This window comes from Bacillus sp. FSL K6-1338, assembly GCF_038006965.1.
Classification (GTDB): domain Bacteria; phylum Bacillota; class Bacilli; order Bacillales; family Bacillaceae_G; genus Bacillus_A; species Bacillus_A thuringiensis_S.
Map to the genome: position 1 here is coordinate 3,421,690 of NZ_JBBOWI010000001.1, position 15,400 is coordinate 3,437,089.

Genomic DNA, 15,400 nt, shown 5'->3' on the forward strand with positions numbered 1-15,400 from the left:
TTCTTCAGCTAACCTATACTGTTTTTTTTACAGCACTCATACTTCCAATAACATAAGCGATAAACGCAAAACAAATTGGGAAGACAACTGTATGTATACCGAACGGATTTGGATAGAAAAGATGAATACACATATATGAACCTACTCCAACGAAAATGGAAGCAAGCGCTCCTGTAGCATTTCCTTTCCTCCAATATAACCCTAATACGATTGGCCAAATGAATGCTGCTTCTAATCCACCGAAAGAAAATAAATTTAGCCATATTAAAAAATCTGGTGGTTTAATCGCCGCTGCATAAACGAGTAGTCCTACAATACCAGTAATCCACAAACTTCCTTTTTTTATCGTACTGTCTGCTGCATCTTTCTTTATGTAATTTACGTATATATCTTTAATAATTGACGAGCTTACAAGTAATAATAAAGAGTTTACTGTAGACATAATCGCTGCCATTGGTGCGGCTAAGAAAACTCCAGCTAACCACGGTGGCAACACTTCCATCGCAAGTAGCGGCATTACTTTATCTGGTACCGTTATACCTGGAAGTACTACTCTTGCAAATACACCTGTTAAATGCATACCGATCATAATTGTACCAACGACAACTGTTCCAATTATTAAAGCTTGGTGCATAGCTTTTGAATTTTTATAAGACATGGCACGCACGCTAATTTGCGGTAAACCTACAACGCCAATTCCAATTAAAATCCAAAATGATGTAACATATGATTTCGTTAAACTGCCATCTGCTCCGAATGGTGTAATTAAATTTGGATTAATTTGAACAAGTTCCTGCATAATCTTTTCAATTCCACCACCAGCAATGACAGTAGCAATTAAAATGATTGTCGTTCCAACTAACATAATGATTCCTAATAATGTATCTGATAGCGCGACTGCACGAAATCCACCAATTAATACGTACACAAGTACAGAAAAAGTAAATAAAAATAGTGCTGTTGTATACGATAGACCCGTTAGTGACTCAATTAATCGTCCACCGCCGACCCACTGGGCTACTGTCGCCGAAAATAAAAAGATAATAATACATAACGCAGAGAGTATAACAACTGCTTTATTATTGTATCTCCCTTTTAAATAATCGATAAGAGTAATTGCTTCCATCTTCCTAGCGATAATTGCAAACTTTTTACCGATAACCGTTAAAACGATATACCCTGTTACAACTTGAATCGCAGATAACAGTACCCATCCAAGCCCCATATTGTAAGCAATACCAGGGCCACCAATAAAGCTACTTGCACTACCGTACGTAGCAATCATTGTCATCGCTAATAATAAACCGCCTAGCTCACGCCCACCTAGAAAATATTCTTGTAAAAATTTATTATGAGCAGTTGCTTGCACGCGTCTTGAAGCATATACACCAATTAAAAATACAACGATAAACGAAATTATCATTGGAATGATTACATACCAATTCATCTATTATTCCTCACTTTTTTCTTCCTCATCGAGTGAAATATCTTGAAATACAAAACGAACAACTAAACTAAGTAAAATAACCATAACGATAAATCCAACGATACAGCTATAAAAAAACCATGTGGGAAAACCGAATACATATGTATATTCACTCGGATTTTTACTACCAAGCCCATAAGCGAATCCGTACCATATTATAAAATTAATAATAGCAAGTCCAAGACCAATTAACGCTTCTCTATGGGCTATTCGAAAGCGTGGATCATCATGATAATCTTTCATTTTTCCCCCTCCTCTCACGATGTATTATTGTACCATTGTTCTTCTAGTTTTTCCTACTAGAAAGCAAAAACAAGCAGGATTTTTTACAATCATATAGAAGGTTCTGTTACATTACATATTTTTTACAATTGTAACACAAATGAAATTTGAATTTTCAGTATTTATTAATTATGATTTTAATTAGAGGCTTTCCATCTAGTTTCCACATCCTTGATTTCGGAATAAGCGCCGTCTCGTACTGCGTTTACATTATATTTTCAAGGGGGTTATACAATGAGTCAACTAGCTGTAAATCTTCATGAAAAGGTAGAAAATTTTCTTCAAGGTACAAAAAAGTTATATGTGAATGGATCTTTCATTGAAAGCGCTTCCGGAAAAACATTTAAAACACCTAACCCAGCAACTGGTGAAACACTTGCCGTCGTTTCTGAAGCTGGTCGTGAAGATATTCATAAAGCTGTAGTCGCAGCTCGTATGGCTTTTGACGAAGGTCCTTGGTCTCGTATGAGCACTGCTGAGCGAAGCCGTCTCATGTACAAGTTAGCTGATTTAATGGAAGAACATAAAGAAGAGCTTGCACAGCTCGAAACATTAGATAACGGAAAGCCAATCCGTGAAACAATGGCAGCAGACATACCACTTGCAATTGAGCATATGCGCTATTACGCTGGCTGGGCTACGAAAATCGTTGGTCAAACAATTCCTGTTTCCGGTGATTACTTTAACTATACACGCCATGAAGCTGTTGGTGTCGTTGGTCAAATTATCCCTTGGAACTTCCCGCTTCTTATGGCAATGTGGAAAATGGGAGCAGCGCTTGCTACAGGATGTACAATCGTTTTAAAACCTGCAGAACAAACTCCACTATCTGCTCTATACTTAGCTGAATTAATTGAAGAAGCTGGATTCCCGAAAGGTGTTATTAATATCGTACCTGGATTCGGTGAATCAGCTGGACAAGCTCTCGTTAATCATCCACTCGTTGATAAAATTGCATTTACCGGTTCTACTCCTGTCGGTAAACAAATTATGCGACAAGCATCCGAATCATTAAAACGCGTTACACTTGAGTTAGGCGGTAAATCACCAAATATCATCTTGCCAGATGCTGATTTATCTCGCGCGATTCCTGGTGCACTTTCTGGTGTTATGTTTAACCAAGGACAAGTATGCTCTGCTGGATCACGCTTATTTGTTCCGAAGAAAATGTATGATAATGTCATGGCTGATCTCGTCCTTTATTCTAAAAAATTAAATCAAGGCGCTGGTCTAAGTCCAGAAACTACAATCGGTCCTCTCGTTTCCGAAGAACAACAAAAACGTGTAATGGGCTTCATTGAAAAAGGGATTGAAGAAGGCGCTGAAGTACTTTGCGGAGGAAATAATCCATTCGATCAAGGCTACTTCGTTTCTCCTACAGTATTCGCTGACGTAAATGACGAAATGACGATCGCAAAAGAAGAAATTTTCGGTCCAGTTATTTCTGCAATACCGTTTAACGATATTGATGAAGTAATTGAACGTGCGAATAAATCTCAATTTGGCTTAGCTGCTGGTGTATGGACAGAAAATGTTAAAACTGCACACTATGTTGCAAGTAAAGTACGTGCAGGTACAGTATGGGTAAACTGTTATAACGTCTTTGATGCAGCATCTCCATTTGGAGGATTTAAACAATCTGGTCTCGGCCGTGAAATGGGATCTTACGCATTAAATAACTATACAGAAGTGAAGAGCGTTTGGCTTAACTTAAATTAATGAGAAAGAACCTGACTTACCTGGTCAGGTTCTTTTCATTATGTATTCCTTTAAACTTGCAGTCCTCCGCTCACATTTAATACTTCACCTGTAATATAAGATGCGTATTCTGATGCTAAAAAGGCTGCTGCGTTCGCAATATCTTCTGGCGTTCCAATTCTACCAACTGGAATAGCGCCCACCATCTTTTCTTTCACTTTATCTGGTATCGTTTTTGTCATATCTGTATCCATAAACCCCGGACAAATCGCATTACAAGTAATACCGAAACTTCCAACTTCTTTCGCTGCTGTTTTTGTTAATCCTACAACTCCTGCCTTTGTAGCCGCATAATTTGCTTGACCTATGTTTCCTTCTCTACTAATTGAAGATATGTTAATAATGCGTCCATACCCTTGTTGTCTCATGTAAAGAAGCGCTGGTTGCATACAATAAAAAACTCCAGTTAAGTTCACTTGTAATACTTGTTCCCAAGCAGACTTCTCCATTTTATGTAACATTGCGTCTCTTGTAATTCCAGCATTATTCACCAAAATATGTAATGTACCAAATTTTTGAACCGCATATTCAATTAACGACTTTGCTTCATTTTGATTACTCACATCACATCGATATGAGCACACTTCATATCCTTCATCTGATAACTCACGTGTCGTCTTTTGTAGATTCTCTTCATTTACATCGCTAATTAATACTTTCGCCCCTAGTTTTGCATAAACCCTTGCAATCTCTTTTCCAATTCCCTGTGCAGCTCCTGTTACAACAGCTGTTTTCCCATTTAAAAACTCCATTCCTATCCCCCATTTCTATTACTTATACTGTATATTTCGGCTTTTTGCTTTCCAATTCCTCTTTGTATAAAAAAGTCTATTTGTGTCAAACTAACTTTGCAACGTCGCATAAACGCAAGGAGATTGTGTCGAATGAACAAAAAGAATTTCAAACAAAGCAAAGCAACTGATGGCATTGATGTTGAGTTCTCTCGCGAACTCGCTGACCACAATGACTTAGAAGCAAACGCACGTGCAAATGCCGCTGATGCACGTCAAAAACGCCAGTCAACCGAAAAATAAGGTACATCACAACCTTATTCTTTTCAAAAGGGACCTACTACCCAACAAAATAAACCGAGAGACATCTCTCGGTTTATTTTCTATATTTTTTTGTATAATGAGCCAAAGTAAGCAACGGATATATATGAGCATAACTATGATAACGAATATAAAACCCACCTGGTAAACCTGTTCCAGTAGGATATTTTTCATTTACATAAGGGTTGGAGAGCAAATATGAAATACCTTTTCGAATGATTGGTGTTTCTTTTTCATAGTAAGAAATGAGAGCATCTAACGCCCATGCCGTTTGTGATGGTGTACTAAACGGCAAAGTAACAAATCTTTTTTCCACACTACTTTGGCAAGATTCTCCCCAGCCACCATCTTCATGCTGTATATGTTCAAGCCATAAAGCTGCTCGTTTTAATGATGGATCGCTAGATGGTATTCCTAGTGACCGTAAACCAGTCAACACTGCCCATGTACCATATATATAACAAATTCCCCATTTCCCATACCATGATCCATTTTCCTCTTGTACATTCATTAACCAATTTATCGCACTTTGTTTTTGTTTCTCGGGCAATTCATTTTGCGCATATGTCCCAAAAAACTCTAGCACTCTTCCTGTAATATCTGGTGTAGAAGGATCTGTAATCATATCACTTGCATTTTCGATTGGTAAATTTGCTAATATACGGCTCGTTACCCCTTTTTCAAAAGCTCCCCAACCACCATCATTATTTTGCAATCCTTTAACCCAATTAACCGCTCTCTTCCAAGCATTATCTACATTTTCGTCCCCTCTACTTCGCGCCAGTGCTCTTAACACAGCAGTTGTATCATCAATATCTGGAATCATCGTATTCACATCCGAAAAGCCCCAACCACCTGGGAATAGATTCGGTGCATGTACACTCCAATCTACTTTCTTCGTTTGCTGTTTTCTTAGTAAATACGCTGATGCATTTTGAATCACTTTACTTGCTTTCGGAACTTGAGCTTCTTGCAAAGCATAACTGAGTAAAGCTGTATCCCATACAGTTGACGGAGAGTTTTGCAAATGGCTCCCTCTCTCCATCTTCCATATATAAGATGCGATTCCCGTTATAGCCTTCTGAATAATTGGCGATTGAATAGAATGCCCTAATGCAAGTAAAGCATAAATCATATAAAACGAGGCAGTTGCGTAACTATATAATGTTCCATTTTCATCAATACGCTCTTTCATAAAACGTTCTACTTCCTCATATCCTTTATGATGCAAAGAAAGTGGATACGTTATAATTTTCTTCACCTCACTTAATAACGTTTGAAAAACTGGAGACCGATCCTCCCGAAACCATTCTCCGCCCCCGCCTGCAATGTGATTTAAATTTGGCAATAACTTTTTCCCTACTCGAAATCTTTTATTTAAACACAACATCATCGGAATTAAATGGATACGTGCTGAGCTACTCAATTCAAATATACTGAGGGGGGAATCGTTCTGCAGAAACATTATTGGTGTTGGCAAATGAAAGAGAGAAGGATATTCATATTCTCCATGAATCGCTAATAAAAACTTCGTCATAAAATGAGCACGCGCCACCCCCCCGCGCTCATTTATAAACATTTCCGCTCGCTTCATATTCGCATCTTCTTTTGTATATTTTTCCGATGCAAGTAAGGCAGCATAAGATTGAATTGTAGCAGATAAATTACCACCCACTTCATCTTCATACAATTTCCATGTTCCTTCATTTGTTTGGAGTGATGCTAATCTTTTTACAAACGGTTCTATCTCTTTATCTCTACCTAATAATTTTAATAAAAAAATCATATGACAATCTGTTAGTGGCGCTCCTTCAAAACAAAACCGCCACGTACCATCTTGCCGTTGCATCGTTTGAAGTGCAGTTGTTCTTCTCGCTATTTCTTCATGCACTTTTTCATATAATAACAAGTTACTCACCCACCCTTTCGAAATCCGTATAACGATATTCAAAAAGGTAGCTGAATATGTATGAAAACAAAGAAAAGCAGAACATATAAAATGTTCTGCTCATAAACAATATCCTACTCCGACAATAATCCCTAATAAAGCACCGACTACTACTTCATACGGTGTATGCCCAACAAGTTCATTTAACTTCTTATATTCTGTTTCTCTACCGTGAAAAAAGTCATTCAATATTTTTGCTTGTTTACTTACTGCAAGCCTTACTCCTGAAGCATCATACATAACAATAATGGCAAAAATAGCAGCAACCGCAAACATCGAGCTTTCCACACCTTCCACAACTCCAACTCCTGTAGCAAGCGCTGTAACTGTTGAAGCATGAGAACTTGGCATCCCACCTGAAGCAAAAAACTTTGCAAAATCAAATTCACCCGTTTTAACTAATTTAAAGACTACTTTCGTTAATTGTGCTAAAAACCATGAAATTACAGCTGCCATAAGCGGATCATTATGTAAAATTGTTTCCATGTTCTCAGCTCCTTACTGACTATAATGGAAATTCTATATAATATAAGTATAAAGAAAAATGCGTAGAAAATACTACGCATTATGATACTTTTGCTGATTTATTTTTTATAAATTTCGGTTGTTTCTGCACTAAAAACTTTGTTTTCGCTACCGAGAATACAAATAAAGCAACCCATATACAGAAAAATGCAATCATATGTGTAGATGTGAAATGTTCACCAAATACAAATACACCTAAAATTAAGCTAATTGTTGGCGCAATATATTGTAAAAATCCCACCATATAAAGCGGAATAAGTTGTGCTCCTTTTGCAAAATAAAATAGTGGTAATGCTGTTACAATACCTGCTCCTATTAAAAGTAACGTTGATAACATTGAAATAGATCCAAATGAGCCGAAACCATGTGCTCCTGTCATAACAAGATAAATGATCGCAAACGGCGTCACTAACATGGTTTCCATCGTAAGTCCAATTGTAGCATCATAGTTTAATAGTTTTTTCGTTAATCCGTATAATCCAAATGAAAAGGCAAGTGAAAGAGAAACCCACGGAATAGATCCGAAACGTACTGTTAAAATGACAACCCCTACTCCTGCTAAACCAACTGCAACATATTGCCAAAAGTTTAACTTTTCCTTTAAAACGACTGTACCAAGTAAAATACTAATAAGCGGATTAATATAATAGCCAAGACTCGCTTCAATAACATGATTATGATTAACGGCCCATATGTAAACAAACCAGTTTCCGCTAATCAAGACTGAAGCTATTGTTAATGACATTAATAATTTAGGTCGTTTAAAAAGATTCACAAATTCCCCAATAAACTGGCGAAACCTCTTCGTAACACCTAATACAAGTAACATAAAAACAAATGCCCAAACGATGCGGTGCACTAATATTTCATCTGCTGGAACTTCCTCAACCCATTTCCAATAAATCGGTAGAATTCCCCACATCGTGTAAGCACCAGCCGCATATAGTATCCCTTTTTTTTGCTCTGCTGATTGACTCCCCATCTTCCTTTTTCTCCTCTTCTCATTTTTTCTCCATTATACGGTCTCACATGCTCACTTTACCAATAATCAATCTGCATTTCTTTCGACATTTCTCATACAACGAATAATAAACATACCGTTATTACAACAAGTAACGGTATGCCGAAAACAAATTTCTTTTTATGAGTTTTATGATGAAACATATACATGCCGATCCAAGCTCCAACTGCTCCTCCAGCTGCCGCCGATAAAAACAACGTACTTTCTGGCGTTCTCCACTGTTTCTTCTTTGCTTTTCGTTTATCAAGCCCCATAAGGCTAAAAGCTATAACGTTAATAATAAGAAAATAAATCCATTTCATCGCTTTCTCTCCTTATGAAAAATTCGATTAATAGTAACACGAAAAAACGACGGAAACAACTGAAGAACTCTTTTTATCCAACTAGTTTCATTCCTTTTTCTTAATTAATTGCCTTCATATTTATATAACCAACTAAAATCGCAATTAAAGCATTTAAATAGAAAAACGTTATGAGCAGAATCTTATATTTCATTACATTCACCCACTACCATATCATCAAAAAAATTGCTCTCAATCACTTTCTCATCAAAATGAAGAACTACAATTAGCCCTACATATAAAGAAACAAAATTTAGAAACCATTCCCCATTCTCATCTTTCTTAGCTAAGCATTTAAATATCTCTTGAAATTGCATACGCTCGTCTGCAGCAACAACCGGACGCACACCAAAATATTTCAATACGAGATTCAGCTTCAGCTGCACGGATAATGATAAAATATATTTTAATAACTCCGTATACTCTGCACAATCTTTTTGACTATACAACTTCACAAGCTTTTGATGTAAAGTAGAAATCGATAATTCTTCGTCAGTCACTTTAGTTGCTTCTACCATTTCAATCATCTTTTTCATATTCATTACATTCACCCCTTCTGAAAAAATTCTAAAGCCAAAGAGTACTTAATTCAAAATGTACAATAATTGTGCGTTTCTCGTCTCTCGTTCTTCCTCACTGACTAAATCATACTTTTTTAGGAGGTGAAAAACATCATTTAATAATTTCTGTGAATGAATACCTTGCAAAAAACTCTTTAACTCTTTAAAGATCCCTTCAGGTAAAAAACTCTTTTGACTTTCAAGCTTATTCATCACATCTTCAATAGAATGATCAATGTTACATGCCATATTAAACTTCCCCCTCTATCCTCTATAAATAATATCCTCAGCTAACGATGTAAACACTTCTCCTACAAGAGAGTCTTCATCATATACAGATGAACCGTTATTTTCTTCTCGTTTTGCAAAAGGTATTTTCGCGATCACTTCTGTTTGCAATTGTTCTGCAAGCATTTCGCCGCCACCTTTTCCGAAGAGATAGTTTTTCGATCCATCTTGCTCTTCATAATAAGCCATATTTTCTACAATCCCTAAAATCTCGTGTTTCGTATGCTTTGCCATAACTCCTACTCTAGATGCTACGAACGAAGCTACATTGTGTGGTGTTGTAACGATAATTTCTTGCGCCTGCGGGATCATTGCTGCAACATCAATAGCAACATCTCCTGTACCAGGTGGTAAATCAAGAAGTAAATAATCTAATTCTCCCCAGTGCGTATTCGCAAGGAAATTTTGAATCCATTTATTTAACATCGGTCCGCGCCACATAACCGGGTTATTTCCTTCCGTAAAAAATCCCATCGACATAATTTTAACACCGTGACTAACGACCGGAATTGCTGTTTGATCAATCATCGTTGGTTTCTTATTCGTTTCCATCATAGCTGGAATACTAAAACCATATATGTCTGCATCTAATATCCCCACTTTTTTGCCCATACGAGCTAGTGCAGTTGCAAGATTAATTGTCACCGTTGATTTTCCAACTCCACCTTTTCCACTCGTTACAGTAATAAACCGTACTCCTGAATCAAGGCGAAGCATGCTCGGCATACCAGTTTCTGTTCTACTATTTTTCTTTAACTTCTCTGTTAAAGCTGCACGTTCTTCTTGTGTCATAGAACCAAATGTTACATCCACTTTAGAGGCACCAATTGCGTGAAGTGATTCTTCAATATCTTGTTGAATTTTTGCTTTTAACGGACAACCTTGTATTGTTAGTACTACTTCAAGTTTAACCTCTGTTCCGTTCATTTGTATATTTCTAACCATATTTAATTCTACAACACTTTTGTGTAACTCTGGATCCTCTACATGTTTTAATGCATTTATTATTTGTTCTTGAGTAAGCATAGAACTCATCCCTTCTCTTATTCTAATTTATATACAACATCTTCTTGGCGCTTCATCTGTTGAAAAAGCTTATTACCCTCCGCTAACGGGCGGGATTAATGCGACTATATCTCCTACTTTTATCATCTCTTCATTCGTTACAAACTCTTCATTAATTGCAACCATTACTGTATCCAAGGATTGCAAATGATAACTATCTTTCAACCATTCTTTTAATTGCCCAACAGTCATTTCTTGTTTTTCTGAAATTATTAATTGATCCAATCCAACTTCCTCACGCAAATTTGCGAACAATAAAATTGTAATCATCTTCTCATTCTTCCTTCTTTGGTTTTCCTTCTGGATATGGTGTGTTTTCAAGTTGATCTCCAACCCACATCGTTCCATCTTCCCGAAATTCTTTTTTCCAAATTGGAACGATTCGTTTTATACGTTCAATCGCGTACTCATTCGCTTCATAAGCTACTTTACGATGCGGTGATGAAACTGCAATGACTACCGCAATATCCATGATTTCTAGCCGCCCTACACGGTGCGTAATTGCTACTTTTGCATCCGGCCATCTTTCACTAATTTCTTCACCAATTCTCATAAGTTGTTTTACTGCCATCGGTTTATATGCTTCATACTCTAAATGTAGCGTTCGTTTTCCTTTTGTAAGTTCTCTCACGGTACCAATAAATGTTGTAATCGCACCCGCTTCCCTTCTTGCGACTTTATTCGTTACTTCTTCAACTAAAATCGGATTATCTACAATCTCAAATAACACTTGTCCCATTAGAACCACCTCTCACTTTATGAAATGTCCAAGGCCATTCACTACCTTCGTTATCTTCTAATAAAAGAACATCGACAAACATATCTTTTTTATATCCTCTTGTCCCGCCCGGCAATACGATAAACACGTTTGATTCTGCCAATGAGGAAACTGAGCTAGATTTATCAAAACCTGATGGATAAGCTATTAATTTCCCCTCATCATATTGCAATTTCGCTCGTACAAATCTTGTAAATGGATTCGGTTTTAGAAAATCTTCTCCTAATAACGCTTTTTCTCTTTTTAAATGTACTTTTTCACTAAACATATACGCCCGAATACACGGTCTTACGAATAATTCAAACCCTACATAACAAGCTGATGGATTTCCTGATAAACCAAATAATAACTTGCCATTTAATTGTGCTACAGTCGTAACACTCCCTGGCCGCATTGCAACTTTATTGAAAAGAACAGAGGCACCTAACTTTTCGTAAATAGCTGGTAAATAATCGTAATCTCCTACTGATACACCGCCCGTTGTAATTAACATATCCACTTGCCCAAGCGCTTCTTTCACAGCTGTAAAACATGTATTAAAATCATCACTAAACTTCCCAAAATATTTTACTCTGCCGCCTGCTCTTCGAATTTGAGACAATATCATATACGTATTACTATTTCGGATTTTCCCTGGCTGTAATGAATCATCGACATCAAGCAATTCACTCCCAGTCGCTAACAGTCCAATTACAGGCTTTCTCGCAACTGGCACTTCACTATAACCGAATGTAGCAAGAAGAGCTGAAATACCTGGATTAATGTACGATCCTTTCTTTGCAAGAACCGTTCCTTTACGAGCATCTTCACCTTGAAAAGAAATATTGTCGCCCTTTTTGAATGATCGCTTCACTTCCATATAATTGTTGCCATTCTTCTCATATTGACGAGTCAGCTCTAACATAACAACCGCATCACACCCATTCGGAATTTGTGCTCCCGTCATAATTCGAACTGCTTGAAACGGACCTACTTTCTCATGGAATAGCGATCCTGCACCAATTTCACCCACTACTTCAAATACAATTGGCGTTTCATAACTTGCTAAATTAGTATCTTCTGCTCGAATAGCAAATCCGTCATACGGCGAACGATTAAATGACGGTACATCATGGTCAGCTATTAAATCCTCTGCTAATATACGTCCATAAGCTAATTCAATTGGTAATAGCTCCTTTAAGCCTTTATCAGCAAATCCCATCACTTTACGAACAGCTTCTTCAACCGTAATTGGCACTCTTCTTTCCATTGTTGACACCCTCTCTATTAACCGAATACGCGATAATATAGTTGTTTCGCTTTCGAAATATCATTTGTACCATGAATAAAAACACGACCATCTCGAAAAACAACCACGCGGTAATCATCGAATTGGCAAGATAGTAAATACGGATTCCGATCTACTTTCCCCAGTTTTTGTAATACTTTTTCTATATCATCAAAATTGTATTTCCTATTGTCTACTGTTCTAATTTGAACTGTATTTCTTCCGCATAAAACAGCTGCTTTCGTTTGATTTTCGTATGATAAATAAGGATAAGTTCGATTCAAACCGCATGAGAGACAAGCGTCTGTTGTTATTTTCCCTAATTTTATAAAATGATTTTGATTACTCCATATATCAAACATGAAAAATGTTTTTCTAATTGCTGAGAAATCTTCCACTAAAATTTTGAGTGCTTCTGCCAATTGATATGCTGCGACGATTTGAACAGTCGGGCTAATAATTCCAGCGGTATCACATGTCACACCTGTAACAGGAATATTTTTCAGCATACAATGTAAACACGGTGTCTCTTGCGGAATAATTGTATAACTCATACCATACGATCCAACGCAAGAACCATATACCCAAGGAATATTATGTTTTTGTGATAAATCATTTATTACAAATCGAATATCAAAATTATCTGTTGCATCAATGATTACATCTACATTTTTTAATAGACCTTCCATATTTTCTGAAGTTGCATCCATTACGAAAGCATGTATTTGTACTTCCGAATTAATTTGTTCTAACCGATTTTTTGCAGCAATTGCTTTCGGCATTTTCTCTCTCGCATCTTGTTCAGAGTACAATTGTTGCCTTTGTAAATTACTCCATTCAACGTAGTCACGATCAATAATCGTCAACTTGCCAACACCTGCACGTACGAAACTTTCGGCACTTGCACTTCCTAATGCGCCTGCCCCTACAATTAACACATGTTTATTTCGAATTTTTTCTTGTCCTTTACTCCCAATTGGTTTGAACAACTGTTGTCGTGAATACCGATCAGCCATTACATACCCTTCCTCTCAAGAACTCTATTTCATATTAGAATGTTGTTTCTGATAACAAGCAAAGTAAGCAAAACCAACAAACCCAGCTCCTCCAATTACATTTCCGATAAAAACAGGAACAAAATTTTTAGCCAAATCCATCCACGTTAGATGACCAGCAAAAATAACAGCGGAAATGACAAACATATTTGCTACTACTTGCTGAAATCCAATCACTACAAATGCCATAATTGGAATCCAAATTCCGATGATTTTTCCGACAAAATCACTCGTCCCGTAAGCGAGCCAAAGAGCAAGACAAACGAGCCAATTACAACCAATTGCTAAAATTAAAGTTCTTCCAAATGATTCATGTAACTTCCCTTCCGCTATTGCTACTGTTTTATTTAAATACTCTCCCTCTGTTAATCCGCCAAGATGTCCAAAGCAATACGCAACGAAAATTGCCCCAATAAAATTCATGAGAGTAATCCAAACCCAGTTATTCAGTACACTTATCAATGTAATTTTCTTTGCATAAAGCGCCATAGACAGTGACATCATATTTCCCGTAATTAATTCTCCTCCTGCTAATACTACGAGCATAAGTCCAACAGGAAATACCGCTCCTCCTAAAACATTCACTAGACTCCCCCAGCGCTCAGGTAAATTCCCTAAAACTCGAATGTTAAGTAAAAAACCTATCGCAATAAACGCTCCTCCTAAAAAACCGAGAATAAGCATCGCTGGCAATGTCTGTCTTACTTTTTGAACACCGGCCTCAATGACAAGCTCAGCAATTTGTTCCGGCTTATGAAATGCCATTACCCATTCCTCCATTTTCTCCAAATAAAAAAGCAGCTTCAAAAAACCTCCTCAAAATAAAGGTTTTTGAATGCTGCTTAATTTCTCTGCACATCTTTTACAGAGATATCAATCATCACTTTTACTATAAAATAGAAAATCCACAACTCTTGTAAATTCCCCATTTTTCACTATGACGCTAGCTTTATATATTAACCACCGATATGTGACATTTCAATTTTAGGTATTGTATTCTTATTTTTATGATTTAAGCGTTCATCTGAATAACGATCTTCCCTATTATTCCATATATCGCGTACTACATCTGTAATGTCCTCATCTGTATGTTCAGAACGAAGCAATTCTCTTAAATCATTTCCTTTAGAAGCAAATAAGCAAGTATATAATTTTCCTTCTGCAGAAATACGAGCTCTCGTACATGATGAGCAAAAAGAATCTGTTACCGATGAAATAATACCTATTTCCTCGTCGCTTCCTATATAACGATACCTAGTAGCCACTTCACCAGAATAATTTGCTTCTATCCGTTCTAACGGCATAACTTGATGAATCGTATCTACTATTTCTTGTTTAGAGACGACCTCTTTTAAATCCCAACCATTATAATTTCCAACGTCCATATACTCAATAAAACGAAGAATATGCTTGTTTTCCTTAAAGTATTGCGCCATCTGCAAAATGTCCTGTTCGTTTTTTCCCTTTTGAACGACCATGTTTATTTTAATTTTCATTCCAACTTCAGCTGCAGCCTGTATTCCTTCCAGAACCCTTTGCACTTTGCTCCTATTACCATTTAAATAGAAAAACCGCTCTTCTTCTAAGGAATCTAAGCTAACTGTTACACGTGATAGTCCCGCCTTATATAAATCAGGAGCAAATTTTTTAAGTAACGATCCATTGGTTGTTAAACCGATATCTTCTACACCATCTATTTTATGAAGCCGCTCAATAAGCTTTGGAAGCCCTCTTCTAAGTAACGGTTCTCCGCCTGTAATCCGTAATTTTCTCACACCTAAAGAAACGAAAATACGTGTTATCCTTTCAATTTCATCAAAAGATAAAATTTTGTCATTAGACAAAAACGAGTAATCAGGACCAAATATTTCTTCTGGCATACAATATCGACAGCGAAAATTACAGCGATCAGTAACTGAAATACGTAAATCCTTTAACGGACGTTGCAACTTGTCTAATGTAACTGATTTCATC

18 protein-coding genes are annotated in these 15,400 nt (G+C 36.8%); 2 read left to right on the plus strand and 16 right to left on the minus strand.

The window, feature by feature from the left end:
* Positions 1–13: 13 nt before the first annotated feature.
* Positions 14–1,447: a sodium/pantothenate symporter gene (panF, locus tag NZ044_RS17465; protein WP_001104822.1), complete on the minus strand. Its 1,434-nt coding sequence runs from the start codon at positions 1,445–1,447 to the stop codon at positions 14–16.
* Between the two features lie 3 nt (positions 1,448–1,450).
* A complete protein-coding gene (locus NZ044_RS17470) occupies positions 1,451–1,729 on the minus strand; it encodes a YhdT family protein (RefSeq protein WP_000656243.1) in 279 nt (92 codons plus the stop codon).
* Positions 1,730–2,002: 273 nt separating this feature from the next.
* On the opposite strand from NZ044_RS17470, the gene dhaS reads away from it, so the two are divergent.
* Positions 2,003–3,487 (plus strand): aldehyde dehydrogenase DhaS, encoded by a 1,485-nt coding sequence (dhaS, locus tag NZ044_RS17475; RefSeq protein WP_000080306.1) that lies wholly within the window; start codon positions 2,003–2,005, stop codon positions 3,485–3,487.
* A 50-nt stretch (positions 3,488–3,537) separates the two neighbouring features.
* Here the strand turns inward: dhaS and fabG are convergent, their stop codons facing one another.
* Positions 3,538–4,278 carry a 3-oxoacyl-ACP reductase FabG gene (gene fabG / locus NZ044_RS17480; protein ID WP_000395038.1) on the minus strand — a complete coding sequence of 247 codons (741 nt, stop codon included), beginning with the start codon at positions 4,276–4,278 and terminating at the stop codon, positions 3,538–3,540.
* A 132-nt stretch (positions 4,279–4,410) separates the two neighbouring features.
* Here fabG and NZ044_RS17485 point away from each other — a divergent pair, with 132 nt between their 5' ends.
* Entirely contained in the window at positions 4,411–4,560 is a 150-nt protein-coding gene (locus NZ044_RS17485) for a YfhD family protein (RefSeq protein ID WP_001035815.1), read from the plus strand.
* Positions 4,561–4,633: 73 nt separating this feature from the next.
* Here NZ044_RS17485 and NZ044_RS17490 read toward each other — a convergent pair whose 3' ends face one another.
* The 13 genes from NZ044_RS17490 to moaA all read right to left on the minus strand — a co-directional run bounded on the left by NZ044_RS17490 (position 4,634) and on the right by moaA (position 15,399).
* Positions 4,634–6,487 carry a terpene cyclase/mutase family protein gene (locus tag NZ044_RS17490; protein WP_000928149.1) on the minus strand — a complete coding sequence of 618 codons (1,854 nt, stop codon included), beginning with the start codon at positions 6,485–6,487 and terminating at the stop codon, positions 4,634–4,636.
* A gap of 99 nt (positions 6,488–6,586) precedes the next feature.
* Complete coding sequence (locus NZ044_RS17495; protein WP_000447819.1) at positions 6,587–7,012, minus strand: divergent PAP2 family protein; 426 nt, start codon at positions 7,010–7,012, stop codon at positions 6,587–6,589.
* A 79-nt stretch (positions 7,013–7,091) separates the two neighbouring features.
* Positions 7,092–8,033 (minus strand): EamA family transporter RarD, encoded by a 942-nt coding sequence (rarD, locus tag NZ044_RS17500; RefSeq protein ID WP_000535543.1) that lies wholly within the window; start codon positions 8,031–8,033, stop codon positions 7,092–7,094.
* Positions 8,034–8,125: 92 nt separating this feature from the next.
* Entirely contained in the window at positions 8,126–8,374 is a 249-nt protein-coding gene (locus NZ044_RS17505; protein WP_000871349.1) for a DUF1294 domain-containing protein, read from the minus strand.
* Between the two features lie 182 nt (positions 8,375–8,556).
* The gene (locus NZ044_RS17510; protein WP_001056281.1) at positions 8,557–8,955 is read right to left on the minus strand and encodes a hypothetical protein; all 399 of its coding nucleotides are present in this window, start codon (positions 8,953–8,955) and stop codon (positions 8,557–8,559) included.
* A 42-nt stretch (positions 8,956–8,997) separates the two neighbouring features.
* Positions 8,998–9,222, minus strand: a complete 225-nt coding sequence (locus NZ044_RS17515; RefSeq protein WP_000752380.1) for a hypothetical protein — start codon at positions 9,220–9,222, stop codon at positions 8,998–9,000.
* Positions 9,223–9,237: 15 nt separating this feature from the next.
* The gene (locus NZ044_RS17520; protein ID WP_000957495.1) at positions 9,238–10,287 is read right to left on the minus strand and encodes a P-loop NTPase; all 1,050 of its coding nucleotides are present in this window, start codon (positions 10,285–10,287) and stop codon (positions 9,238–9,240) included.
* A gap of 72 nt (positions 10,288–10,359) precedes the next feature.
* The gene (gene moaD / locus NZ044_RS17525) at positions 10,360–10,596 is read right to left on the minus strand and encodes a molybdopterin converting factor subunit 1 (RefSeq protein WP_000628473.1); all 237 of its coding nucleotides are present in this window, start codon (positions 10,594–10,596) and stop codon (positions 10,360–10,362) included.
* Between the two features lie 4 nt (positions 10,597–10,600).
* Positions 10,601–11,065 (minus strand): molybdopterin synthase catalytic subunit MoaE, encoded by a 465-nt coding sequence (moaE, locus tag NZ044_RS17530; protein ID WP_000531883.1) that lies wholly within the window; start codon positions 11,063–11,065, stop codon positions 10,601–10,603.
* Positions 11,046–12,353 (minus strand): molybdopterin molybdotransferase MoeA, encoded by a 1,308-nt coding sequence (locus NZ044_RS17535; RefSeq protein WP_000442187.1) that lies wholly within the window; start codon positions 12,351–12,353, stop codon positions 11,046–11,048. Before NZ044_RS17535 ends, moaE begins: the two co-directional genes overlap by 20 nt.
* A gap of 17 nt (positions 12,354–12,370) precedes the next feature.
* Entirely contained in the window at positions 12,371–13,387 is a 1,017-nt protein-coding gene (locus tag NZ044_RS17540; protein WP_098505502.1) for a molybdopterin-synthase adenylyltransferase MoeB, read from the minus strand.
* 24 nt (positions 13,388–13,411) lie between these two features.
* Positions 13,412–14,191, minus strand: coding sequence for a formate/nitrite transporter family protein (locus tag NZ044_RS17545; protein WP_000863998.1), 780 nt, complete (start codon positions 14,189–14,191; stop codon positions 13,412–13,414).
* A gap of 191 nt (positions 14,192–14,382) precedes the next feature.
* On the minus strand, positions 14,383–15,399 hold the full coding sequence (gene moaA, locus NZ044_RS17550) for a GTP 3',8-cyclase MoaA (protein WP_000844115.1): 1,017 nt from the start codon (positions 15,397–15,399) through the stop codon (positions 14,383–14,385).
* Position 15,400 lies beyond the last annotated feature (1 nt).

Coding starts and splice junctions, on each gene's coding strand:
- panF (WP_001104822.1), bottom strand. CDS start 1,447: ATGAATTGGTATGTAATCATTCCAATGATAATTTCGTTTATCGTTGTA.
- NZ044_RS17470 (WP_000656243.1), bottom strand. CDS start 1,729: ATGAAAGATTATCATGATGATCCACGCTTTCGAATAGCCCATAGAGAA.
- dhaS (WP_000080306.1), top strand. CDS start 2,003: ATGAGTCAACTAGCTGTAAATCTTCATGAAAAGGTAGAAAATTTTCTT.
- fabG (WP_000395038.1), bottom strand. CDS start 4,278: ATGGAGTTTTTAAATGGGAAAACAGCTGTTGTAACAGGAGCTGCACAG.
- NZ044_RS17485 (WP_001035815.1), top strand. CDS start 4,411: ATGAACAAAAAGAATTTCAAACAAAGCAAAGCAACTGATGGCATTGAT.
- NZ044_RS17495 (WP_000447819.1), bottom strand. CDS start 7,012: ATGGAAACAATTTTACATAATGATCCGCTTATGGCAGCTGTAATTTCA.
- rarD (WP_000535543.1), bottom strand. CDS start 8,033: ATGGGGAGTCAATCAGCAGAGCAAAAAAAAGGGATACTATATGCGGCT.
- NZ044_RS17505 (WP_000871349.1), bottom strand. CDS start 8,374: ATGAAATGGATTTATTTTCTTATTATTAACGTTATAGCTTTTAGCCTT.
- NZ044_RS17510 (WP_001056281.1), bottom strand. CDS start 8,955: ATGAATATGAAAAAGATGATTGAAATGGTAGAAGCAACTAAAGTGACT.
- NZ044_RS17515 (WP_000752380.1), bottom strand. CDS start 9,222: ATGGCATGTAACATTGATCATTCTATTGAAGATGTGATGAATAAGCTT.
- NZ044_RS17520 (WP_000957495.1), bottom strand. CDS start 10,287: ATGCTTACTCAAGAACAAATAATAAATGCATTAAAACATGTAGAGGAT.
- moaD (WP_000628473.1), bottom strand. CDS start 10,596: ATGATTACAATTTTATTGTTCGCAAATTTGCGTGAGGAAGTTGGATTG.
- moaE (WP_000531883.1), bottom strand. CDS start 11,065: ATGGGACAAGTGTTATTTGAGATTGTAGATAATCCGATTTTAGTTGAA.
- NZ044_RS17535 (WP_000442187.1), bottom strand. CDS start 12,353: ATGGAAAGAAGAGTGCCAATTACGGTTGAAGAAGCTGTTCGTAAAGTG.
- NZ044_RS17540 (WP_098505502.1), bottom strand. CDS start 13,387: ATGGCTGATCGGTATTCACGACAACAGTTGTTCAAACCAATTGGGAGT.
- NZ044_RS17545 (WP_000863998.1), bottom strand. CDS start 14,191: ATGGCATTTCATAAGCCGGAACAAATTGCTGAGCTTGTCATTGAGGCC.
- moaA (WP_000844115.1), bottom strand. CDS start 15,399: ATGAAATCAGTTACATTAGACAAGTTGCAACGTCCGTTAAAGGATTTA.